Annotated in this window: 21 protein-coding genes; 10 read left to right on the top strand and 11 right to left on the bottom strand. The window is 34.6% G+C overall.

What is annotated here, in order from left to right; genetic code table 11:
* Positions 1–31: 31 nt before the first annotated feature.
* The 3 genes from H599_RS0115680 to H599_RS0115670 form a co-directional block, all read right to left on the bottom strand.
* Positions 32–1,516, bottom strand: coding sequence for an MFS transporter (locus H599_RS0115680; RefSeq protein ID WP_026714992.1), 1,485 nt, complete (start codon positions 1,514–1,516; stop codon positions 32–34).
* Between the two features lie 292 nt (positions 1,517–1,808).
* Positions 1,809–2,222: a type II 3-dehydroquinate dehydratase gene (locus H599_RS0115675; protein ID WP_026714991.1), complete on the bottom strand. Its 414-nt coding sequence runs from the start codon at positions 2,220–2,222 to the stop codon at positions 1,809–1,811.
* Positions 2,223–2,312: 90 nt separating this feature from the next.
* Positions 2,313–2,867: a porin family protein gene (locus H599_RS0115670; RefSeq protein WP_026714990.1), complete on the bottom strand. Its 555-nt coding sequence runs from the start codon at positions 2,865–2,867 to the stop codon at positions 2,313–2,315.
* Between the two features lie 326 nt (positions 2,868–3,193).
* On the opposite strand from H599_RS0115670, the gene H599_RS0115665 reads away from it, so the two are divergent.
* From H599_RS0115665 to xerD, 4 genes are all read left to right on the top strand, one after another.
* A complete protein-coding gene (locus H599_RS0115665) occupies positions 3,194–3,778 on the top strand; it encodes a porin family protein (protein ID WP_026714989.1) in 585 nt (194 codons plus the stop codon).
* Positions 3,779–3,958: 180 nt separating this feature from the next.
* The gene (locus tag H599_RS0115655; protein WP_026714988.1) at positions 3,959–4,432 is read left to right on the top strand and encodes a hypothetical protein; all 474 of its coding nucleotides are present in this window, start codon (positions 3,959–3,961) and stop codon (positions 4,430–4,432) included.
* 78 nt (positions 4,433–4,510) lie between these two features.
* Entirely contained in the window at positions 4,511–5,020 is a 510-nt protein-coding gene (locus H599_RS0115650; protein WP_162174269.1) for an outer membrane beta-barrel protein, read from the top strand.
* Between the two features lie 76 nt (positions 5,021–5,096).
* Positions 5,097–6,002, top strand: coding sequence for a site-specific tyrosine recombinase XerD (gene xerD, locus H599_RS0115645; RefSeq protein WP_026714986.1), 906 nt, complete (start codon positions 5,097–5,099; stop codon positions 6,000–6,002).
* 98 nt (positions 6,003–6,100) lie between these two features.
* Here xerD and rny read toward each other — a convergent pair whose 3' ends face one another.
* The 3 genes from rny to H599_RS0115630 all read right to left on the bottom strand — a co-directional run bounded on the left by rny (position 6,101) and on the right by H599_RS0115630 (position 8,468).
* Positions 6,101–7,663 (bottom strand): ribonuclease Y, encoded by a 1,563-nt coding sequence (rny, locus tag H599_RS0115640; RefSeq protein WP_026714985.1) that lies wholly within the window; start codon positions 7,661–7,663, stop codon positions 6,101–6,103.
* Between the two features lie 218 nt (positions 7,664–7,881).
* Positions 7,882–8,169, bottom strand: a complete 288-nt coding sequence (locus tag H599_RS0115635; protein ID WP_026714984.1) for a cell division protein ZapA — start codon at positions 8,167–8,169, stop codon at positions 7,882–7,884.
* Between the two features lie 8 nt (positions 8,170–8,177).
* Positions 8,178–8,468: a hypothetical protein gene (locus tag H599_RS0115630; RefSeq protein WP_026714983.1), complete on the bottom strand. Its 291-nt coding sequence runs from the start codon at positions 8,466–8,468 to the stop codon at positions 8,178–8,180.
* A 177-nt stretch (positions 8,469–8,645) separates the two neighbouring features.
* Between H599_RS0115630 and H599_RS0115625 the strand changes: the two genes are divergently transcribed.
* From H599_RS0115625 to H599_RS0115615, 3 genes are all read left to right on the top strand, one after another.
* On the top strand, positions 8,646–10,340 hold the full coding sequence (locus H599_RS0115625; protein ID WP_026714982.1) for a M23 family metallopeptidase: 1,695 nt from the start codon (positions 8,646–8,648) through the stop codon (positions 10,338–10,340).
* Between the two features lie 12 nt (positions 10,341–10,352).
* Positions 10,353–12,818 carry a TonB-dependent receptor gene (locus tag H599_RS0115620; protein WP_051590773.1) on the top strand — a complete coding sequence of 822 codons (2,466 nt, stop codon included), beginning with the start codon at positions 10,353–10,355 and terminating at the stop codon, positions 12,816–12,818.
* 97 nt (positions 12,819–12,915) lie between these two features.
* Complete coding sequence (locus tag H599_RS0115615; RefSeq protein ID WP_026714980.1) at positions 12,916–13,638, top strand: CREC-EF hand family protein; 723 nt, start codon at positions 12,916–12,918, stop codon at positions 13,636–13,638.
* On the opposite strand, the gene H599_RS0115610 is transcribed toward H599_RS0115615, so the two are convergent.
* The 5 genes from H599_RS0115610 to H599_RS0115590 form a co-directional block, all read right to left on the bottom strand.
* Entirely contained in the window at positions 13,635–14,336 is a 702-nt protein-coding gene (locus H599_RS0115610) for a hypothetical protein (protein ID WP_026714979.1), read from the bottom strand. The two genes, H599_RS0115615 and H599_RS0115610, sit on opposite strands and share 4 nt — an antisense overlap.
* A 77-nt stretch (positions 14,337–14,413) precedes the next feature.
* On the bottom strand, positions 14,414–16,243 hold the full coding sequence (locus tag H599_RS0115605; protein WP_026714978.1) for an ABC transporter ATP-binding protein: 1,830 nt from the start codon (positions 16,241–16,243) through the stop codon (positions 14,414–14,416).
* Positions 16,243–17,970 carry a phospho-sugar mutase gene (locus H599_RS0115600; protein ID WP_026714977.1) on the bottom strand — a complete coding sequence of 576 codons (1,728 nt, stop codon included), beginning with the start codon at positions 17,968–17,970 and terminating at the stop codon, positions 16,243–16,245. Before H599_RS0115600 ends, H599_RS0115605 begins: the two co-directional genes overlap by 1 nt.
* 57 nt (positions 17,971–18,027) lie before the next feature.
* Complete coding sequence (locus H599_RS0115595; RefSeq protein WP_026714976.1) at positions 18,028–18,987, bottom strand: glycosyltransferase family 2 protein; 960 nt, start codon at positions 18,985–18,987, stop codon at positions 18,028–18,030.
* Between the two features lie 5 nt (positions 18,988–18,992).
* On the bottom strand, positions 18,993–19,526 hold the full coding sequence (locus H599_RS0115590) for a DUF4199 domain-containing protein (RefSeq protein ID WP_026714975.1): 534 nt from the start codon (positions 19,524–19,526) through the stop codon (positions 18,993–18,995).
* A gap of 243 nt (positions 19,527–19,769) precedes the next feature.
* Here H599_RS0115590 and H599_RS0115585 point away from each other — a divergent pair, with 243 nt between their 5' ends.
* From H599_RS0115585 to H599_RS19920, 3 genes are all read left to right on the top strand, one after another.
* Positions 19,770–20,021, top strand: a complete 252-nt coding sequence (locus tag H599_RS0115585; protein ID WP_026714974.1) for a type B 50S ribosomal protein L31 — start codon at positions 19,770–19,772, stop codon at positions 20,019–20,021.
* Positions 20,022–20,146: 125 nt separating this feature from the next.
* Positions 20,147–21,322, top strand: coding sequence for a GlmU family protein (locus tag H599_RS0115580; protein WP_026714973.1), 1,176 nt, complete (start codon positions 20,147–20,149; stop codon positions 21,320–21,322).
* Between the two features lie 151 nt (positions 21,323–21,473).
* A complete protein-coding gene (locus H599_RS19920; RefSeq protein ID WP_035141780.1) occupies positions 21,474–22,940 on the top strand; it encodes an alanine/glycine:cation symporter family protein in 1,467 nt (488 codons plus the stop codon).
* Positions 22,941–22,977 lie beyond the last annotated feature (37 nt).

Here is a 22,977-nt window from a genome sequence, read left to right as displayed (position 1 = left end):
TAAGAGGATTTGATTTATTTAAAACTATTATTTAAGTCAAAACTTCGATTTGCTTGGCTAAAACAGGTTCGTTTTTATTCATCATTTTTGTAATGATAAGGTGCATCCAAACCAGGCAAATTACTGAAAATAATAACACGAATATCCACGAACTGGACCAAAGTCCGGTGAATTCAAGTAAATAACTGAAAATAATTGGACAAAAGAAACCTCCAAGTCCGCCCAAAAGTCCTACCATTCCGCCTACAACGCCTACTTCGTTAGGGAAATATTCCGGAATGTGTTTGTAAACGGCAGCTTTTCCAATTCCCCAGGAAATACCAATTAAAATAACCAGAATTAAGTACACCCACATGTTGGCATCAAATTTAATTTGGGTAACTCCGCGTGCCAGTAATTCCTTTTTGGCTACATTTTGATTTTGTGCTACCACGACTTCCTGCCAGGAGGTTTTGCTTGGTAAAATGTTATTTCCGTTACTTGCGATTTCTTTTTTAACAGTTAAAGGAAAATCGGCTTCTCCAACTTTGATGTTTGTAGGGCTAATTTCTGTAATCACACCGGCTTTTTTAGCCATAATTCCTGAACCGGCTGTTGTAATTTCCATTTTTGGAACCATTAATAAGGCACTAAATAAAGCAGAAGTTCCTAAAACCCAATACATCACTTTACGCGCTCCGTATTTGTCAGACAAGTATCCGCCAAAAGCACGAATGACTCCGGATGGCAAGCTGAATAATGTGGCAAATATTCCTCCCATAACTAAGGTGGTTTGATACACATTCATGAAGTTTGGCAATAACCATTGTGAATAAGCCACAAAGCAACCAAAAACTAAGAAATAGTAAGCTCCAAAACGCCAAACACGAACATTTTTTAAGGTATTTAGCATTTGAGGAATGCTTTTGGTTGATTTATCTAATTTTTTATTTTCAGCAAAAACTAAAAACAAAATACCAATTGCTAAAAGTGCAGCACCATAGATAACGGGTAAAATTTTCCAGCCGTTTTCAGGATCTGTTACTGCAAATTCATTCAATAAGGAAGGAGCAATAAAGGTGGTAATCGCTGCACCCGCATTTCCCATTCCAAAAATACCCAAGGCTCTTCCTTGCCATTCTTTTGGATATAAAATAGAAGTATATCCTACTCCCACAGCAAAACTGGTTCCTACCATTCCAAAAAGGAAGCTTAAAAAAGCAAACATATAAAAGTTACTGGCCAACGGAAGTAAAAACAACGGAATGGAACACAGCAATAATAATAAGGAGAAAACATATTTTCCGCCAAATTTATCCGTTAAGATACCCATTGGTAAACGCATTACAGCTCCGGTTAAAATAGGAATTCCTAGTAACCATCCTACCTGAACCACACTCCAGTTGAAAATACCTTTATCAACCAGATAGGTTACTAATACACCATTTAATGTCCAACAGGCAAAACAAACGGTGAAAGCTAATGTATTGAGAAATAACATTCGGTGCGATTTTGAAAGGGAAGTTGTGTTTTTCATACTACTTATATTTTTTTACAAATTTAAGTAGTTTAAACTGGTGAAAAGTTGCGAAAACGCAGTTTTTGAAAAATATTTACGTAAAAATACTTATTTTAATACGTAATTTTATTTTTCAAATTAGTAAGTAGTTTGTTTAGTGAGATTTCCAGAAGTATTTTGCTCAGTTGCTTTATGACGTTTTTTAAATAGAGGTAATGCCTATTTAGAATTGCCAATTAGCAAAAAAAAAAATCCTGTTTTTCGTATCCAAGATAGAAAAACAGGATTTATAATAATTTTTGAAAGTTAATTACAGGAAAGACTGAATGGCTAAATCATAACTTTTTAAGCCAAAACCTAAAACTACTCCTTTGGCATTTCCGGAAATATAAGATTGATGGCGGAAGCTTTCTCTGGAAAAAGTATTCGAAATATGTACTTCAACCACCGGAGTGGTGATTCCTTTTACGGCATCACCAATACCAACAGAAGTATGGGTGTAAGCTCCGGCATTTAATATGATTCCGTCATAGGTAAAGCCAAATTCCTGTATTTTATCAATTAATTCGCCTTCAATATTACTTTGATAATAGTTGAATTCGATGGATGGGAATTTTTGTTTTAGTTCTTCAAAATAGGCTTCGAAAGTCAGACTTCCGTAAATTTCAGGTTCGCGTTTTCCTAATAAGTTTAGATTAGGACCGTTTATAATGCTAATTTTCATTTAAAATCTTTTTTGTAAAAATATAAAAAAACCGTCTCGTTAAAAAAAATAACGACACGGTTTAAATTAAAATTTGTTTCGGAAAAAATTTTAGAACATGATACCTGCTGACAACTGAATTGTTGAGTTTTTTATGTCGGCATCTTTTGAAGCTTCGGTTAATCCCAGGCCGTAACGTGCCTGAACAAAAAGGTTTTTGGTAATGTTTAAACCTAAACCACCAACTGCAGCAAATTCAAATGTGTTTTGATCTCCTAAATCAACATTTTTTCTTTCACTTAATAAAAAGGAAGCTTGCGGTCCTAGTTCTAAACTTAAACTTTTGCTTAGGTAAAATTTAGCAAGAACGGGGATAGAAAGATAACCCAATTCATTTTTAAACTCTTCAACCGCATTTTTATAAGTAGCACCTTGTGTAGAATACAAGAGCTCAGGCTGAATGGCAAAACGGTCTAATAATTTTACTTCGGCAACTAAACCGGCGTGATAGCTCGTGATGGATTCTTTGTCTGGAAAATTAGGGACTTCGTCTCCATTTTGATTAGCAAAATTGGCTCCACCTTTAATACCAAAACGAATGGATTGTGCTTGTATTGCAGCTGTGGTGCTAAAAAGCATAATTGCTGCTAAGATTAATTTTTTCATTTTTTTTTATTTTAAGATTTGAGATTGTAAATATAAAACAGATAAATGACTTATTTTATTGTAATACTTAATATAAATAAGTCAAAAAACAGTTTTAAGTCTTGATTTATTTGTAAGTTAAAACTTTAGAAATGTTTTTTGTTTAATTTTTTTTAAAAATCACTAAATTTAGTGATGTTGCTGTTTTTAATGTGTTGATTTATAGATGGTTTTGGTTTGTTTGGTAAGTGGTTTTATGTGTTTTTTTGGGTTTTCGTTTTAACATGAAATTTGGTTTTTGTGTAGTAAATGTTTTAGTTTTGTGCTAGAATTTTAAAACAAAAAAAATGAAAAAAGTTGTTTTGTCTGCTATTGCAGTATTTGTATTTGGTATTACTAATGCTCAGGATACTAAATTTGGTATTAAAGGAGGAGTTAACTTTGCTAATCAAAAATTTGAGGCTAGTGGTAGTTCAATGACTGCAAATTCAATTGTAGGTGTTCAAATAGGAGGCCTTATTGAAGCTAAAATTAATGATAAATTCGCAATTCAACCAGAGTTGTTGTTTTCAACTGAAGGGTCAAAGTTAAAAGCAGATGGAGAAGAATTTTTGTTTAATTTATCATACATAAATGTACCAGTGATGGCTAAGTTCTATGCTTCGCCTAAGTTTAGTATTCAGGCCGGACCACAATTAGGATTCTTGGTTTCAGCTAAAGGTAAATATAATGGAGTTAAAGATGATGTTAAAGAAATGTTTAAGTCAATTAACTTTGGTCTTAATTTAGGAGCAGGTTATGAATTTACCGAAAAATGTTTAGTTGATGTAAGGTATAATTTTGGTTTGACTGATGTTGCTGAAGATAATAATGGTGAGGGGCTTAAAGTCAAAGGTTCTGTTTTTTCTATAGCTGTTGGATATAAATTCTAATCCATTAATTTCGATATTACTAAAAGGCTATTTATTTCGAGTAGCCTTTTTTATGTAAAATTTATACTTGTTAAATACTTGTCAATAGAAATGTTGATAAGTTTTTTGTAAGGTGTGTCTTGTCTTTTTAAGTATTTGTTAATTTTAATCAAATAAATTATTAATTTAATAATAACAACCATGAAAAAAATCATTTTAACAGCAGCAGCATTGTTTGCTTTTGCATTTACAAATGCCCAAAGTGGCGCTTTTAAATTAGGAGCTCATGTAGGTTTGCCTACTGGGGATATTAAAGATTGGTATTCTGTAAACTTAGGAGCTGATTTGAGTTATACCTGGAATGTGGCTGAAGGTTTGGATGCGGGTATTACAACAGGCTATACAGCTTATCTTGGTAAAGACGGAGTTGATGCAGCTGGTTTTATTCCTGTAGCGGCGACAGCTCAATTTACCTTAGAGAATAAGATGTTTATTGGCGCTGATTTAGGTTATGGAATTGGGGTTAATCCATCTGGTAATGATGGCGGATTTTTATACCAACCCAAAATTGGTTACCAAATGGAAAATGCTGGACTTTATGTATCTTATAAAGGAATTTCAGTAGATGGCGGGACTTTTTCATCGGTTAATTTAGGTGTGAGTTTCAAATTGTAAAAAAAATTAATTTCAATGAAACCTCTCAATTGAGAGGTTTTTTTGTTAAAAATAATGTTTGTGTTTAAAGTTTTAAAAATGAAAAAAATTATTTTATCAATTGCGGCACTTTTAGCATTTGGATTTGCAAATGCACAACAAACAAAATTTGGAGTAAAAGCCGGTGTTGATTTTGCATCAATGCATGGTAAATTTGATGGTAGTTCTTATAGCGAATCGGAAACAGGTTTTTATGCCGGTGGATATGCTGATATAACAGTTTCTGATAAATTTCATGTGCAACCGGAATTATTGTATGTTTCAGTTAAGAATTTAAACCAGATTCAAGTTCCTGTTTTAGTTAAAATTCCAGTAGTAAAAGATTTGAGTTTGTTGGCGGGGCCTGATTTTGGATTTGTTTTAAATGGAGGATTTGGTTCTAAAGTTTTTAATTTTGGTGCAGATTTAGGACTTACATTTGATTTGAATGAAAATTTTTCATTGGATGGGAAGTATAATTTTGGATTGTCTAATTTGGATAAAGGGGGAAATAGCGATTTTAGTACAAAGCTTAGCGGAGCCTTTTTTGGTCTAAGTTATAAGTTTTAATAAAATGATAAAATATTGAAACCTCTTCTGAAAAGGAGAGGTTTTTTTATGTGTATAAAAGTCGTTTATTTGTAGTATGAACTGGGATTTTTATATTAAAAGTTATCAAAGCTATCTTAAAATCGAGCGCGGACTGTCAAAGAATACAGTTGCTAATTATTCTTTTGATATTGAGCGTTTGTGTTTGTTTTTAGAACAAAATAAAATGGATATTTCTCCTTTGATAATTAAGGAAGAAACGATTCAGCAGTTTGTTTACGCGATTTCGGCTCAGGTTAATGCGCGTTCTCAGGCGCGGATTATTTCGGGGTTGAAAAGTTTTTTCAGCTATTTAATTTTTGAAGATTATCGGGAAGATAATCCGATGGAATTGATTGAATCTCCTAAAACTACCCGAAAATTACCGGATACTTTGGCGGTTGAAGAAATTGACGGTTTAATCGCTGCGATTGATTTATCTGTGAAGGAAGGCGAGCGCAATCGGGCGATGTTGGAAACGCTGTATGGTTGCGGACTTCGGGTTTCGGAATTGGTTTCGCTCAAAATATCCGATTTGTTTTTTGAAGAAGGTTTTATAAAAGTGAGCGGAAAAGGAAATAAAGAACGATTTGTTCCGATAGCGCCGATTACCCAAAAATATATTACGATTTATAAAGAAAATGTCAGACCGGAAATTCCTTTTAAAAAAGAATTTAGCGATACTTTATTTTTGAATAGAAGAGGAGGGCAATTGACGCGTGCGATGGTTTTTACCATTATTAGTAATCTGGCTTCTAAAATAGGTTTGAAAAAGAAAATCAGTCCGCATACTTTCAGGCATTCATTTGCTACTCATCTTTTAGAAAATGGTGCCGATTTGCGTTCGATTCAATTAATGTTAGGACACGAATCAATTACGACAACAGAAATCTATTTGCATTTGGATCGAAAATTTTTAACCGAAGTTTTAGAGCAATTCCATCCGAGAAAAAAATGTAATTAAATTCCAATCTTTAGATTAAATAAAAAATTCCAAATTCCAATGATGATGATTGGAATTTGGAATTTATTCCGAAGTTTCGGAATTGGGATTTTGAGTATTTATTTCGCAATATTTACCGCTCTGGTTTCTCTGATTACTGTTACTTTCACCTGACCTGGATAAGTCATTTCGGTTTGGATTTTTTGAGAAATTTCAAAAGATAAAGTAGCTGCATTGTCATCAGATACTTTTTCACTTTCAACAATTACACGCAATTCTCTGCCGGCTTGAATAGCGTAAGCATTTTTAACTCCGTTGAAACCGTAAGCAACATCTTCAAGGTCTTTCAAACGTTGGATGTAAGAATCTAAAACCTGTCTTCTGGCTCCTGGTCTGGCTCCTGAAATAGCATCACAAACCTGAACAATCGGAGAAAGTAAAGACTTCATTTCAATTTCGTCGTGGTGTGCTCCAATAGCATTGCAAACCTCTTCTTTTTCGCCGTATTTCTCGGCCCATTGCATACCTAATAAAGCGTGAGGTAAGTCACTTTCCGTATCCGGAACTTTTCCAATATCGTGTAATAAACCGGCTCTTTTGGCCAGTTTTACATTCAATCCTAATTCAGCAGCCATTAATCCGCAAAGTTTAGAAACTTCACGAGAGTGTTGTAATAAGTTTTGACCGTAAGACGAACGGTATTTCATACGACCAACAACTTTGATTAATTCAGGGTGCAAACCGTGAATTCCTAAGTCGATAACGGTACGTTTACCTACTTCAATAATTTCGTCGTCAATTTGTTTCGCAGTTTTAGCAACTACTTCTTCAATACGTGCCGGGTGAATACGTCCGTCAGTTACCAACTTGTGTAAAGACAAACGGGCGATTTCTCTACGAACAGGGTCAAAACAAGAAAGGATAATTGCTTCCGGAGTGTCGTCAACAATGATTTCTACTCCCGTAGCAGCTTCTAAAGCGCGGATATTTCGTCCTTCACGACCGATAATTCTCCCTTTTACGTCATCAGATTCAATGTTGAATACCGAAACACAGTTTTCCACTGCTTCTTCAGTTCCTACACGCTGAATAGTGTTGATGATGATTTTCTTGGCTTCTTGTTGTGCCGTAAGTTTAGCCTCTTCAATAGTGTCCTGAATATGAGACATGGCTTTGGTTTTAGCTTCTGCTTTTAAACCTTCAACTAATTGCTCTTTAGCTTCTTCGGCAGATAATCCGGATATCAATTCTAATTGTTGCAACTGACTTTTGTGAAGTTTGTCTACTTCAGCCTGTTTTTTGTCTAAAAGCTCCACTTTAGCCTGTAATTCGGCTGTTTTTCTTTCAAAATCATCGTTGATTTTCTTAGCTTTCGATAGTTCATTTGAAATTTGAGATTCTTTATCTCTCGTTCTTTTTTCAACTTCAGCTACTTTTTTATCACGGGCAAGTATTACTTGTTCGTGCTCTGATTTTAATTCGATAAATTTCTCTTTTGCCTGAAGAATTTTATCTTTTTTTATGTTTTCAGCTTCAAAATTAGCGTCTTTTAAGATTGAAGCAGCCTCTTTTTTTGCGTTTTTGATAAGGTTAGAAATGTTGCTTTTTTCAATGATTTTAGCAATGCTAAACCCTATAGCAACACCTATGATTCCCGAAATAATGATCGTTAATATGTCCATGTTTGTTTAAAAAATTAATATATAAAAAAAGCCTACATTAAGTGGTTTGTATAAACTCGTAAAGACAAGTTTTGAGCTAACTCACTGTTCAAGCTTCCAAACTGAATTGGCTTGCTATAGTAGCGACGATTTGCTCATTCTAATTTGTTAGTGTTGAGTTTATCAAATAAGTACTAATGTAGGCAGTATCTTAGTTATGTAAAGAACGTCTTGTTTTTTTAGAGATTTTCGTCTAAAAATGCATTAATTTTCTGAATTCTGTCAACCGTTTCATCTGCGTTGATAGCGTTGTCAATCTGTTTTTGCTCTACCTGTGATGCAAATTGCAGGGCACACATGGCTAAAACGTCCTGTTTGTCGCGAACAGCATAATTTTCTTCAAATTGCTTTATCATAGTATCAATTTTTCGGGAAGCACTTCTAAGTCCTTCTTCCTGACTCGGATCCACTGTTAGGGGATACACGCGGTCTGCAATTGATATTTTAATTTTAAGCTTTTCGTCCATTTTTTATACTAATCTGACAACTGTGCGATACAGTAATCAATTTCACGAATTAATGAATTTATTTTAAGCTTTGTATCTCTTTTATTTTCTTCGCTGCCTAATAATGAATTGGCAATTTTAAGTGTTTCATACTGTGCTTTTAAAGCTTCAATCTCCTGAGATTGTTTTTGTATGATTTGTGCAGATTTATTTAATTCAACAGTTAAATCCTGATTGTTTTTTTCTAAATTTTTTAGTTTTAGAATCAGTTTTTCAACTTTACTTTCAAGAGTATCAATTATTTCTGCAATTACACTCATTATTAATCCTAATCATTACTTAATATTACAAATTTAGTATTAGTTTTTATTATTCCAATATTTTATTGTTTTTTTTATTATAAAATAATCAAAATGTTGTCCTGTAATTGGTTACAAAAAAATCTTTTTTCTAAAGTATTCCTAATTAGTTTTTTTATCTTAGCAAAAATGACATCTATGAGATTTTTTCTTTTTTTTCTATTGATTTCCAGAGTAGTTATTGCTCAAACAGCTTATCCACAGGATTATTTTCAGCCCCCGTTAGCGATTCCGATGCAGTTGTCGGGAAATTTTGGCGAATTAAGACCCAATCATTTTCATGCGGGTTTTGATTTTAAAACCCAACAAAGAGAAGGACTCGAAGTTCACGCCGCCGCCGATGGTTATGTTTCCCGTATTAAAATTTCGCCTTTTGGAAACGGAAAGGCTATTTATATTAATCACCCTAACGGTTTTACAACGGTATATTGTCATTTGCAAACGGCTACCGGAGCGATTGAAGCATACATTAAAAAAACACATTACAAAGAGCAGGCTAATGAAATTGAGATGTTTCCGCAAGCCAATGAATTAGTTGTGAAAAAAGGAGAGGTGATTGCCCTTTCGGGAAATTCAGGTTCTTCCGAAGGACCGCATTTGCATTTTGAATTCAGAGATACAAAAACTGAAAAAATTATCAATCCGATGTTTTTTGGTTTTGACAAAAATTTTAAAGACACTAAAAAACCAATCGTTTCGGCGGTTTATGTTTATCCCTTAGATGGTGCTACGGCTAATAAATCCAAACAGCCTTTGATGCTGAATTTAAGTTTGCAAAAAGACGGGACTTATCTGGCTAATAAAGTTTTGGCTAATGGAGCTATTGGTTTTGGGGTTTCAGCGGTTGATTATGATAATGTTTCCTGGAATAAAAACGGTGCTTTTAAAATTCAATCTTATTTGAATGGGAAGGCTTCTTTTGGTTACCAGTTTGATACCTATTCTTTTGACGAAATGCGTTATGTGAACGCTTTGATAGATTACGGCCGCTACAAAAAAACATCGCAAAGGGTGCAGAAATTATTCATGAAAACGCCATTTAACCTGAGCATCATAAAAACTGATGCTACGAACGGAATCGTAACAGTTTTGCCTAATTTGAGTTCAACCTATCGTATTGAAGTGGCTGATTATTTCGGCAACACCACAATTATCAATATTCCGATTGCTTTTGATGCTTCCAGCCCGATTGTGGAGAAAGAAAAAGTGGAGTCTAATTATTTTGTGAAAGCCAATAAGGATAATATTTTTTCAAAAGAGAATATGACGGTTACTTTTCCAGCCAGAACTTTCTATGATGATTTTGCGATGAATTTTGCGGTGAATGCCAATGTGCTGACTTTACATGACGATACCGTTCCGGTACATTCCAGTTTTGAAATTACAATGGAAAGCGACAAATATTCGGAGGAACAAAAAAGTAAAGTATATATAGCCAGTTTAAGTTCTAGTGGGCGATTAGGGTATAATTCAACTTCTGTAAAAGGGAATTTGTATGTAACAAAAGTGCGCTCTCTGGGGAAATATACTTTGGCAATGGATACGACTGAGCCAACAATTAGTATGGTAAAATCTATTGAAGGTCGTTGGATTAGTAATGATAAAACGATTCAGCTTTCCATAAGTGATAGTGGTTCCGGAATTAAGTTGTACAACGGTTATTTGAACGGAAATTGGATTTTATTTGATTACGATTATAAAACCCGAAAAATTACCCATCATTTTAGTGATGGAATAGTTGCCGAAGGAGCTAATGATTTAAAAGTAATTGTAACCGATCAGGTAGGGAATACAGCCACTTTTGAGACGCATTTTTTTAGAAGTCAAAAATAATAATCAGGTACTTTGAAGAGCGTCAGATTTCGTTTCGGTTTTATTTTGTTTTGGGTTTCTTTTTCAGCTTTTGCACAGTTGGCAAAAGTAGAAGGAATCATCTTTGATGCTCAAAATCGACCTGTGAGCAATGTAAACATTTCGTTTTCGGGACATACTACCCAATCGAATACGAAAGGGTATTATTCGATAAAAGTTCCGGTAAATAAGAAAGTTAATTTGCTTTTTACACATCTAACCTATAAAAAGGTTACTGTTGCTTTGTTGTTGAAAAACAGCTATGATTACAAGTTAAATCTGGTTATGAATGAGCAGGAGGAACAAATGGGTGAGGTTTTGGTAAGCAGAGACCGAAAATCTCAAATTCAGGGCATAACCACACTTTCGGCTGAAACCATTAAGAAAATTCCGGGAGCGAATGCCGGAATTGAAAATGTGTTGAAAACATTGGCGGGAGTAAACTCTAATAACGAAATGAGTACGCAATATGCGGTTCGTGGCGGAAATTATGATGAAAATTTGGTCTATGTCAACGAAATTGAAATTTATCGTCCGTTTTTAATTCGTTCCGGACAACAGGAAGGTTTGAGTTTTACGAATACCGATTTGGTTCAAAATGTAAATTTCTCAGCCGGCGGATTTCAGGCAAAATACGGCGATAAGTTGTCTTCGGTTTTAGATATTACGTATCGCAATCCAACGCAGTTTGGGGCTGCTTTTGAAGCCAGTTTTCTGGGCGGAAGTCTGGCTCTGGATTTGGTTTCCAAAGATAAAAAATGGTCTTCGGTAACTGGTGTTCGCTATCGAAATAACAGTCTTTTAGTAAATAGTCAGGATACGGAGACTAATTTTACACCTTCTTTTACAGATGTTCAAACCAATGTAACTTATAAGGCTTCGGATAAGTGGCAATGGAGTTTTTTAGGGAATCTTTCGCAAAATAAATACAATTATCAGCCTTTAATTCGTCGAACGAGATTTGGAACGCTGGATGCTCCGAAGTTGTTAACGGTGTATTATGAAGGACAGGAAAAGGATGCCTATAAAACCTATTTAGCTGCTTTGAAAACCACTTATAAAGTTTCGGATAAGTTAAAGTTGAAATTTATTAATTCTGTTTTTCATACTCAGGAACAGGAATATTTTGATATTTTGGCACAATATCTTTTAACGGATAATACAAGCAGCATAGGTTCTGAATCTTATGATGCATATTATGCCAGCGGAATTGGTTCGCAACTGAATCACGCCCGAAATAATCTGGATGCTTTGATTGTAAACAGCGAGATTAAAGGTTTTGCCGATTGGAAAAAAAGCAATTTGGAATTTGGTGTTAAATATACCCGCGAATCTATTCGGGACAGAGTGATGGAGTGGGAAGTGATTGATTCGGCGGGATTTTCAATCAATCCGCCAGTTTTAGAATTTTCCAGAGAAGATCAGCCTTATACTTCTTTTGTTGGACCATTAGCGCCTTACAGAAGTGTTTTTGCAACTAATTATAATACGATTAATCGCTTTTCCGGATATGTTCAGTGGAATGCTAAAACTGATTTGGAAAGTGTGGAACTTTGGTACTCCATTGGTGCCAGAATGCAAAATTGGAGCATTAACGGTACAAATGCTTCCGGAAAATCGCAAACAATTTTTAGTCCCAGAGGGCAATTGACCTTAAAACCGGATTGGGAAAAAGATATCTTGTTTAGAATTTCAGGCGGTTATTATTATCAGCCTCCTTTTTACAGAGAACTTCGGGATGCTTCGGGAGCGGTTCAGGAGAATGTTAAAGCGCAACAGTCGGTGCAGCTGGTTTTAGGGAATGAATATGACTTTAAAATGTGGAATCGTCCTTTTAAGTTGGTTTCGGAGTTGTATTATAAATCGTTGACGGATGTAAATACGTATACAATAGATAATGTCAGAATACGTTATGCTGCTACGAATAATGCTAAAGCCTATGCGCAGGGAATTGATTTTCGACTGAATGGTGAATTTGTTCCGGGAACAGAATCCTGGTTTAGTTTTGGTTATTTAAAAACAGAAGAAAATAGTGCAAACAAAGGTTATATTGCCCGTCCTACGGATCAGAGATTGAAATTTGCCGTATTGTTTCAGGATTATATGCCGGCAATTCCCAGTATGCGATTGTATTTGAATTTGGTTTACAATACCGGATTACCCGGAGGTTCGCCTTCTTATGCCGATCCATATCAATATCAAAACCGCTTGAATGATTATCGTCGGGTGGATGTTGGTTTTTCTAAAGTCTTAATTGATGCTGATTCGATAAAAAATAAAAAGAACTGGCTCGGGAATTTTAAAGAATTAGCTATTGGTTTGGAAATTTTTAATTTGTTTAATAATCAAAATGCGATTACCAACGCCTGGGTGCGTGATGTGTATTCCAAAAATGAATATGCAGTGCCCAATTATATGACCACAAGAGTTTTTAATATAAAGTTGAATGCCAAATTGTAATGAAAAGATGTTTTTTCTAAATTCATAAAATACTTTTAAAATTCGAAAGCCTTTTTAAAAATCATTACATTTGAAAATATTTTAATATCACAGCCCTATGAAAACTGTACAAATAGCCCTGATCAATATCGCCATCCTGCTTTTGGTAAGTTGTAAAGAAGAAGTGGAGAAACCAAAAGTGATTTATGATGCGGCTTCCAAAGAAAAAGCTGTTTCTAAGGTTGATTCTACCCAAATTGCCATTGCCGATTTGCCAATTCAAATGGAAGGAACGGATTATTTGATTCATCCTGTGGGCGATTTAAGAGTATATGAAAGAGGAGCGAAAGCAAAATACGGTTCTTCGAGTGTAATTGATTTGAGTTTTACTATTTCTAATTTAGGGGATGAGGAAGTAACGGGTTTTTTACAAAATTTAAAATTTCAAAAGATAGATTCTGATTCGATTCATTCGTTAACGGATAAACCTGCATTGATTTTAACGGCTACTTATTTGAAAGCGGTTGCTGATAAGACCAAAAAACAAATTTTGGTTTATACCATGTATGATGTCGATACAAATAAAGACGGAAAATTAGATACCAGTGATATTAAATCTTTGTATTTAAGTGACATTAGCGGGACACATTTTACAAAGATTTCAGCTGATTTTGAAGAGTTAATCGATTGGAGTTTGATTGAATCTAAAAACCGTTTGTATTTTAGAACGGTAGAGGACACTAATAAAAACGGACAATTTGATAAAAATGATGTGTTGCATTATAATTATATCAATTTGTTGGATGCTAATTGGGAAGTGAAAAGTTACGAACCGATTTAAATCAAAATATCACTTTCTAAATCGGATTTTTCAATGGTAAAATCAAATCCCAGTTGTTTTACCAATTCGATCACCAGATTCTTATACCAGTTTTCTGATTTGGGATGAATGTAAATTTTCTCAATCAGTTGGTTGATGTCCACGTTTATTTTTAAGCCGTCATTTAATTTTATATTATCGTTCGAAACATCTGTAATGACGCGTACTTCCCGTTCGTACTGAAAACTTTTTCGTTTAAATAAAAAGGGAAAGAAGGTATCGTCAAAAGGGATATATTCTTTTTTATAGTCAATATAATTGACCTCACCAATGTATTGTTTAAAATTGGTTTCAGGATGCAGCGCTTTTTGCAAACGACCGATGGTGGACTGAATAGCTAATCCTTCGCTGTTTTGAGTGAAAATTTGCCACATGGCAAATGATTCATATTCATTAATGTGCCAGCTGCTAATGGCAACTTTTTCACGATGTGTTTTATAATAGTTAATGAAATCAGGATTATCAATCGCTAATTTCTTGATTTCTTCATAAGTAGGTTCGCTAAAAGTGCCTTCGTATTGGTCTTCAAACTTGTCCGAACGGGACATGAATAATTTTTGCGAAAGCAGTAAATCTAAAAATTTTGACAAATCCAAATATTTCCACACGATTGTTTCGGTGTTTTCAGGCAGTTTGATATTTGGATTGTTTTGATACATTCTCTTAATTTAAAAGGTACTATAAAAGTATGATTCGTTTTTGAATCTAAAATAAGCTGATGTTAAATTATAATTATTTATTCAAAAGATTGCATCATCACGAGTTTATTGTAAGTGCCGTTTAAGGTTACTAATTCGTCGTGTGTACCTTGCTCAACAATTTTACCTTTTTGCATAACTACAATTGTATCTGCTTTTTGAATTGTAGAAAGACGGTGCGCAATCACAACCGAAGTACGGTTTTGCATCATGTTTTCGAGTGCCAGCTGAACTAATTTTTCGCTTTCGGTATCCAATGCGGAGGTGGCTTCGTCCAAAATCATAATTGGCGGATTTTTAAGTACAGCACGGGCAATAGAAAGGCGTTGTTTTTGACCTCCCGAAAGTCGGTTTCCGCTGTCTCCTACATTAGTGTGAATACCTTCCGGCAAATCTTTTACAAATTCGTAAGCATTGGCAATTTTTAAGGCTTCAATAATTTCTTCGTCAGTTGCATTTGGTTTTCCTAAGGCGATGTTGGCTTTGATGGAATCATTGAACAAAATAGAATCCTGAGTAACTAATCCCATCAAATCGCGAAGAGATTTCATTTTAAGACTTTTAATGTCAATCCCGTCCAGAGTGATTTTACCTTCGTTTACATCATAAAAACGGGTCAGTAAATTGGCAATGGTACTTTTTCCGGAACCTGATTGTCCTACTAAGGCGACTGTTTTTCCTTTAGGGATGGTTAATGAAAAATTGTCTAAAACATTGTCTTTTTTGTAACGGAAATTGATGTTTTCTAAACGAATAGCTTCTTCAAAAGTTTCTTTTTCGGCAGCATTTGGTAAATCAACAATAGTGTTTTCTTCGTCCATAAGGGTAAAAACTCTTTCTGCAGCAGCCAATCCTGTTTTTACCTGATAAGAAGCTTTCGAAATGGATTTAGCAGGAGTCAAAATAGTGTAAGCAAGTGCAATATATGTAATGAAGGTAGCCGAAGAAATAGAATGTTCTTCAACTACTAGCTGAGCTCCAAACCATAATAATACTGCAATGGTAACAATTCCCAGAAATTCGCTTAACGGAGAAGCTAAGTTGTTTTTGTTTCCAATGCTGTTAGAAAGGTTTAGCAGACGGTTGATGGAATTGTTGAATTTTTCGATAAAAGAATTTTCGGCATTGTATCCTTTCACCACTTTAAGTCCGCCCAGTGTTTCGTCTAAAATAGAAATGAAAATTCCGTTTTCGTTTTGTGCTTTTACCGATTTGGCTTTTAGGTTTTTACCAATTCGGGAAATGATAATTCCTGAAACCGGAATAAAACCAAAAACAAAAAAAGTCAGCGTGGGACTGATGATAAACATTGTTACAATTGAAAAAATAATTGTCAATGGTTCGCGGACAACTAATTCTAAAATTTGAAAAAAAGAGTTTTGGACATCATTAATGTCGCCTAACATTCTGGCCATAACGTCTCCTTTTCTTTTTTCAGAATAGAAGGAAACCGGCAGGTTGATGATTTTGGCGTATAAATTTTTTCTTAAATCTCTCAAAACTCCGGTTCTTAATCGGGTAACGTGGTAAGAAGCAAAATAATTGGTTACGTTTTTTAAAAAAGCGGTGATGATAATAATTGAAATTACAAACAGAAGTGCAATTTTAAATCCATTAACTTCAGTAAGTATAGTGATTTTGTAATTTAAATATTCCTCGGCATAGCCTTTTATTTGCCCAATTCCTTTGTAAACCGGAGCTTCATGCACTTTTTTGTTTAGTCCAAAAAGTACATTTAGTGTAGGTATCATGGATACCATAAGCAGGGTAGAGAATAAAGCATAGAAGATATTAAAAAACACATTTAAATAAATGTGTTTTTTATATTTTGAAACAAAAGGAATAAGCTTTTTTAAATTGATATCCATTATTTTAATTGCATTTCAGCAATGATATTTTTTATTTTTTCGTTTAAAATTTGTTCTGTTTCGTCGAAGTTATTAACGCTGTCCAGTTCGGTGTTTACGCTAATGTAGAATTTTATTTTTGGCTCAGTTCCGCTTGGTCTGGCGCAAATTTTAGAACCATCTTCCGTGTAATAAATCAATACGTTTGATTTTGGCATGTCAATTTGAGATTCTTCATCGTCCAGTAAGTTTTTAGCAATAGATGATTGGTAATCTTCAATCATTACGACACGTTGTCCGTTGATTTCTTTTAGTGGATTTTCTCTTAAATCAATCATCATTTGGTTGATTTCCTGTAAACCTTCCATTCCTTTTTTAGTCAAGGAAACTAAGTGTTCTTTAAAGAATCCGTGGTCAGCGTATAAATTTAAAAGCTCTTTGTAAACCGTACTTCCGTTAGCTTTTGCCTGAGCGGCAACTTCGCAGATTAATAAAGTAGCCGCAACAGCATCTTTATCACGAACGGCATCGCCTACCATATATCCAAAACTTTCTTCTCCTCCGCCAATGAATTGTAATTCCGGGAAGTCTTTAATCATTTTGGCAATCCATTTGAATCCGGTTAAACCTACTTTGAAACCTACTCCGTAAGCTGAAGCTAATTCCATAATCATAGGAGTAGAAACAATTGTAGAACCTACAAACTGTTTTCCGTTGATTTTGCCTGCTTTTTTCCATTTTTCTAATAAAAAGGCAGTCATTAAAATCATAGTTTGGTTTCCGTTCAAAAGGGTCATTTGTCCCTCGTTGTTTCTAACGGCAATTCCTAAACGGTCGCAGTCCGGATCGGTTCCAATAACGATATCAGCATTGGTTTTATTAGCAAGTTCTAAAGCTAAAGTAAGTGCTTCCGGTTCTTCCGGATTTGGTGATTTTACTGTAGGAAAATCTCCGTTAGGAACGGCTTGTTCTTCAACAATGTGAACATTTTTGTAGCCTGCCTGAGCCAAAGTTTCAGGAGTAACCGTAATCGAAGTTCCGTGCAACGAAGTGAAAACAATGTTTAAGTTGTCTTTGGCTTGTTGTGGTGTTTCAAAACTGGCATTTTCAATAGTCGATTTTATGAAAGCCTGATCGATTTCTTTATCAATATATTGAATCAAATCTTCGTTAGCGTCAAATTTGATTTCGTTGTAATTTAATTTTTCAATCGCATTGATAATTGCTTCGTCTTCCGGAGGAACAATTTGACCTCCGTCCTGCCAGTACACTTTATATCCGTTGTATTCCGGCGGATTGTGTGATGCGGTAAGTACAATTCCGCATTGGCATTCTAAATGTCTTAATGCAAAAGAAAGTTCCGGTGTAGGTCTTAAATCTGAAAATAAATAAACCTGAATTCCGTTGGCCGAAAATACATCTGCAACTACTTTGGCAAGTGATTTACTGTTATGGCGACAATCAAAAGCAATAACCGCTTTTATGGGTTGGTTTGGAAAAACAGATTTTAAATAGTTTGAAAGTCCCTGAGTGCTTTTTCCTAGGGTGTATTTGTTAATTCGGTTGTTTCCTACGCCCATAATACCGCGCATACCACCTGTACCAAACTCAAGATTTTTATAAAAGCTTTCTTCTATTTCTTTTGGTGAAGTAGCTAATAATTTGTTTAGCATTTCTTGTGTGGTTGTATCAAATAAAGGGCTTTGCCATTCTTTAACAGCATCTAAAATGTTTTGTTGTAATTCCATTTTGTCGCGTTTTTAGTTTTTTATTTTCAGTTGTTTTTAGTTTTTTTTGAGTTTGATTTAAAGGAAATTAATCTCGTTAGAGATTTTATAGCGCTCCTCGTTGCTTTTAGAACGCAAAATAATTTCGCCTAAAAATCCGGCTAAGAATAATTGGGTTCCTAAAATCATGGTGGTTAATGCAATGAAAAACCAAGGATTGTTTGTTACCAAACTATAGCGCATGTTGTTGTACATGTGGTATAATTTAGAAACACCAATATATCCGGCTAATAAAAATCCGATTACAAACATCAAAGAGCCAATAGCTCCAAATAAATGCATAGGTCTTTTACCAAATCTAGACAAAAACCAAATAGTAATCAAGTCCAGAAAGCCATTTATGAAGCGTTCCATGCCAAATTTAGTTTCACCGTATTTTCTGGCCTGATGTTGGACTACTTTTTCGCCAATTTTTCCAAAACCGGCATTTTTAGCCAAAACCGGAATGTATCGGTGCATTTCGCCTGAAACTTCGATGTTTTTTACCACAACATTTCGGTAGGCTTTTAATCCGCAGTTAAAATCATTCAGTTCTACTCCGGAAGTTTTTCGTGCTGCCCAGTTGAATAATTTGGAAGGTAAATTTTTAGCCACAACTGAGTCGTAGCGTTTCTTTTTCCATCCGGAAACCAAATCGAAATTTTGTTTGGTAATCATTTCGTATAATCCCGGAATTTCTTCCGGACTGTCCTGTAAATCGGCATCCATAGTAATGATGACGTCTCCCTGAGCTTTGGCAAAACCAGCATGTAAAGCCTGAGATTTTCCGAAATTTTTCATGAATCGAATGCCTTTTACATGAACATTTTCGGTAGCAAAGCTTTGAATAATAGACCAGGATTTGTCGGTACTTCCGTCATCCAGAAAAATAATTTCATAAGAATAGCGGTTTTCCTGCATTACTTTTATAATCCAGGTATAAAGTTCTTTAAGTGATTCTTCTTCGTTAAGAAGAGGTATTAATATGGATAAGTTCATCGATTTTATGCTTGTGATGAGGATTTACTTTTAAAGAAAGCCGCCAAAATTAAACCAAAAATGGTACAAAAAACAATATTGGATAAAGAACCTTTTAGTAATCCTGTGACAGAGAATTGATCGTTTTCTTTTAAGTCGGCAATAGTTTTATTGATAGCAGCTGCCGGAGCTTTGAATTTCTCCAGTGCTGAAACCATATATTTAATGGTTAATTCTTTAATGGTGTCTTTTGCAGCAGGATCAATTAAATTAAATAAAATGATGTTGAAAAGAACAGAAATCGCAATTCCGATTAATGCAGAAATAAAATAAGTGGTAAAAGCATCTTTGAAACTAAAAATTCCCGGGAATTCTTTCTTGGTTTTGATTAGTAAAACAATCGCTATAACTAAATAGATGGCTAAATTGCTAAAACCAATCCAGGGAGAGGTAAATAAATTTAAATCAACAGCATAGATAAAAGTAGTTATTAAAACGGAAGTTAATCCGGTTATAATTCCAAAGGTAATCCCGTTTTTTTTGATGATTTCGTGTATCATTTTACGCGTCTTTCAATTAAGCAACAAATATAGTAATTCCCGTTATACAGAAGTGTAAAAAACTGTTTTTAGAAGATTATATAAAAAAATGAAACATTAGATTTGTTTATTGAAAAATAATTGTATTTTTGCATCCTCAAAATAATAATTAAAAAACAAAAAGTTATAGTTTGTTTACACCTTTTCACTAAAAAAGAAAAGCTTCGGAATAAATTATAACCAAACAAATAAAAAAGATTCAAGATGAAAAAAGGTGTTCACCCAGAGAATTACAGATTAGTTGCATTCAAAGACATGTCTAATGATGATGTTTTTATTACTAAATCTACAGCAGAGACTAAAGAAACAATTGTACATGAAGGTGTTGAGTATCCAGTTGTAAAAATGGAGATCTCCAGAACTTCACACCCTTTTTACACAGGTAAATCTAAACTTATCGATACTGCAGGACGTATTGATAAATTCAAAACTAAATACGCTAAACACATTAAATAATTTTAATTTGTTTCTTGATAAAATAAGCCTTCCATTTGGAAGGTTTTTTTGTTTTTATCTATGACAATCTTTGTAACTTTGGCTCGGGCAAAAAACACTACCACTTAAAAAAAACAGACAATAATATGAACTATATACTTTTTGACGGACCGGCTCGAAATGCTTTGTTGCCATTTACTTTTACCCGTCCTGTGGCTGATATTCTTATTGGAATTATGACCATTCGTCAGAAATGGGAGCGTTATTTGGGTTCTACAATCACTACTTTAACGGAAGAATATTTATCGGATAAATATCCGATGGTGGAATTGGAAGAAAATGTGATGATTAATGCTTCGTTTCTTCCTAATGAGCTTTTGGCCGAAATGGTTTCTAACTTAGAACCTAATCAGGCTATTTTTAAAGGAGAGGAAGTGATTGCTTTTTTTACCAAAGACAGTCAGGAAGAAGTAAATTTCGATAATTATGAAATTATCGAATACAATGAAGATTGTATTACGGTTATGAATACCTGGGATATTTTTTCTAAAAATGGAGCTGCTATCCGTGAAGATTTTGAGTTTTTGACAGAAGACCGAAAATCACAGCCAATTCCTAAAAGTGTTAATGTTATTGCTGCTGAAAATATTTATATTGAAGACGGAGCTAAATTAGAATATGTTACTTTAAATGCTACAAATGGACCAATTTATATCGGAAAAGATGCTGAAATAATGGAAGGGACAGTAATTCGAGGTCCATTTGCTTTGTGTGAAGGAGCGATTGTAAAAATGAGTGCTAAGATTTACGGACCAACAACTGTAGGGCCTTATTCTAAAATAGGCGGAGAAATTAACAATTCAGTCTTATTTGCGCATTCTAATAAAGGTCATGATGGTTTTTTAGGGAATTCAGTATTAGGAGAATGGTGTAATATTGGAGCTGATAGTAATAATTCAAATTTAAAGAATAATTATGATGAGGTTAGATTGTGGAGTTACGAGACTGAAGGTTTTGCTAAAACGGGCTTGCAGTTTTGTGGTTTGATGATGGGAGATCATAGTAAATGCGGAATTAATACGATGTTTAATACCGGAACAGTTGTAGGAGTGAGTGCTAATATTTTTGGTGCCGGTTTTCCGCGAAATTTTGTTCCGAGTTTTTCCTGGGGAGGAGCAGCAGGATTTACCACTTATGTGACCAAAAAAGCTTTCGAAACAGCGAAGTTGGTTATGGGAAGAAGAAATATAGAATTTGATGAAAAAGAGGCTGCTATTTTGGAACATGTTTTTGAAATAACTAAAAAGTGGCGGAAAGAATAGTTCTCATTTGTTTTCGAAATTTATTTTATCAATAGAAATACTTTATCTGTAAGGGATAAAGTATTTTTTTTATTTGTAGTTGATAATTTTTGAAAAATTCTTTGAAATCTGAATGCTTTGTTGTTTTTTTGATGGGAAATTAATCAACCATATGAAAAACCTTGTAGAATTTTTAAACGAAATAGTTTGGAGTAATGCTCTGATTGTTTTGTGTCTGGGTGTCGGACTTTATTTTTCGATACGAACCCGTTTTTTGCAATTGCGACATATTAAGGAAATGTGGCGTCTTTTATTTGACGGAGAAAGTACCGATTCAGGAGTTTCTTCTTTTCAGGCTTTGGCAATGTCTTTGGCGGGAAGAGTAGGTACCGGAAATATTGCCGGAGTGGCTACAGCTATTGCTTTTGGAGGGCCGGGAGCAATGTTTTGGATGTGGCTGGTTGCTTTTTTAGGGGCGAGTACTGCTTATGTAGAGGCAACATTAGCTCAAATTTATAAAGAAAAACATTTAGGGGAATTTAGAGGAGGTCCCGCTTTTTATATTGAAAGAGGTTTAAATATGAAATGGTTTGCCGTATTGTTTGCGGTCGTTTCTGTTATTTCAGCCGGTGTTTTTTTACCGGGAGTTCAGGCAAATTCAGTTGCTGAAGGAGTTAAAAATGCGTTTCATTTAGAAACCTGGATTTCGGGTCTGGGAATGGTAATTCTGTTTGGAGCTATTGTCTTTGGAGGGGTAAAGAGGATTGCCCGATTTACAGAATATGTGGTTCCGTTTATGGCGATTGGTTATATTTTACTGGCTTTAATAATTATTGTAGTTAACTATGATCAGTTGGTTGGCGTAATTAGTTTGATTTTTAAATGTGCTTTTGATTTGGAAGCAGGTTTTGGAGCTGTATTTGGATTGGCAATTCAGTGGGGAGTGAAACGCGGAATTTATTCTAATGAAGCCGGACAGGGAACAGCGCCTCATATTGCTGCTGCGGCTAATGTTTCGCATCCGGCTAAACAAGGGTTAGTGCAGTCTTTTTCAGTTTATATCGATACTTTGTTTGTTTGTTCGGCTACCGGATTTATGATTTTGATAACCGGAATGTATAATGTTCAAAATCCGCTTTTTGGAACTAATGGAGCGTCGGAATTTTTATATCATGGTGTGGATGTGGCTGTAGGGCCGGCTTATACGCAAAGCGCTATGGATACTGTTTTTCCGGGTTTTGGTTCTTATTTTGTGGCTACGGCATTGTTTTTTTTCGCTTTTACTACGGTTATTGCTTACTACTATATCGCCGAAACGAATATATCCTATTTGACCAGAAAAGTAGAATCGCCTCGATTTTATTATGTTTTAAAAGTAGTAATGATGGTTGTTATTATGTATGGTTCGATCAATCAGGCTACATTGGCATGGGCAATGGGTGATTTAGGTGTAGGTTTGATGGCCTGGTTTAATATTATTGCTATTATATTGTTGCAAAAACCGGCTCTGAAATCATTGTCGGATTATGAAAAACAGAAAAAAGAAGGGATTGATCCGGTGTTTATTCCTGAAACAATAGGTGTTTCTAATGCGCATATTTGGAATACATTAAATAAGGATAAGGAAAAAGAGCAGTAAAAATTACAAACTTTTTTTGAGAACTTCCGATGGCAGA

The sequence above is a fragment of the Flavobacterium daejeonense DSM 17708 genome, assembly GCF_000425425.1.
In the GTDB taxonomy this organism is placed as follows: domain Bacteria; phylum Bacteroidota; class Bacteroidia; order Flavobacteriales; family Flavobacteriaceae; genus Flavobacterium; species Flavobacterium daejeonense.
Note: the sequence above shows the minus strand (reverse complement) of the source record. Positions and strands in the feature narration are given on the sequence as shown.

Excerpts from the sequence above, each read along its gene's own strand:
- H599_RS0115630 (WP_026714983.1), bottom strand. The coding sequence starts at position 8,468 with ATGAGTGTAATTGCAGAAATAATTGATACTCTTGAAAGTAAAGTTGAA.
- H599_RS19920 (WP_035141780.1), top strand. The coding sequence starts at position 21,474 with ATGAAAAACCTTGTAGAATTTTTAAACGAAATAGTTTGGAGTAATGCT.
- H599_RS0115600 (WP_026714977.1), bottom strand. The coding sequence starts at position 17,970 with ATGGAATTACAACAAAACATTTTAGATGCTGTTAAAGAATGGCAAAGC.
- H599_RS0115585 (WP_026714974.1), top strand. The coding sequence starts at position 19,770 with ATGAAAAAAGGTGTTCACCCAGAGAATTACAGATTAGTTGCATTCAAA.
- H599_RS0115605 (WP_026714978.1), bottom strand. The coding sequence starts at position 16,243 with ATGGATATCAATTTAAAAAAGCTTATTCCTTTTGTTTCAAAATATAAA.
- H599_RS0115650 (WP_162174269.1), top strand. The coding sequence starts at position 4,511 with ATGAAAAAAATTATTTTATCAATTGCGGCACTTTTAGCATTTGGATTT.
- H599_RS0115675 (WP_026714991.1), bottom strand. The coding sequence starts at position 2,222 with ATGAAAATTAGCATTATAAACGGTCCTAATCTAAACTTATTAGGAAAA.
- H599_RS0115615 (WP_026714980.1), top strand. The coding sequence starts at position 12,916 with ATGAAAACTGTACAAATAGCCCTGATCAATATCGCCATCCTGCTTTTG.
- H599_RS0115665 (WP_026714989.1), top strand. The coding sequence starts at position 3,194 with ATGAAAAAAGTTGTTTTGTCTGCTATTGCAGTATTTGTATTTGGTATT.
- H599_RS0115580 (WP_026714973.1), top strand. The coding sequence starts at position 20,147 with ATGAACTATATACTTTTTGACGGACCGGCTCGAAATGCTTTGTTGCCA.
- H599_RS0115655 (WP_026714988.1), top strand. The coding sequence starts at position 3,959 with ATGAAAAAAATCATTTTAACAGCAGCAGCATTGTTTGCTTTTGCATTT.
- H599_RS0115680 (WP_026714992.1), bottom strand. The coding sequence starts at position 1,516 with ATGAAAAACACAACTTCCCTTTCAAAATCGCACCGAATGTTATTTCTC.
- H599_RS0115625 (WP_026714982.1), top strand. The coding sequence starts at position 8,646 with ATGAGATTTTTTCTTTTTTTTCTATTGATTTCCAGAGTAGTTATTGCT.
- H599_RS0115590 (WP_026714975.1), bottom strand. The coding sequence starts at position 19,526 with ATGATACACGAAATCATCAAAAAAAACGGGATTACCTTTGGAATTATA.
- H599_RS0115635 (WP_026714984.1), bottom strand. The coding sequence starts at position 8,169 with ATGGACGAAAAGCTTAAAATTAAAATATCAATTGCAGACCGCGTGTAT.
- xerD (WP_026714986.1), top strand. The coding sequence starts at position 5,097 with ATGAACTGGGATTTTTATATTAAAAGTTATCAAAGCTATCTTAAAATC.
- H599_RS0115595 (WP_026714976.1), bottom strand. The coding sequence starts at position 18,987 with ATGAACTTATCCATATTAATACCTCTTCTTAACGAAGAAGAATCACTT.
- H599_RS0115610 (WP_026714979.1), bottom strand. The coding sequence starts at position 14,336 with ATGTATCAAAACAATCCAAATATCAAACTGCCTGAAAACACCGAAACA.
- rny (WP_026714985.1), bottom strand. The coding sequence starts at position 7,663 with ATGGACATATTAACGATCATTATTTCGGGAATCATAGGTGTTGCTATA.
- H599_RS0115670 (WP_026714990.1), bottom strand. The coding sequence starts at position 2,867 with ATGAAAAAATTAATCTTAGCAGCAATTATGCTTTTTAGCACCACAGCT.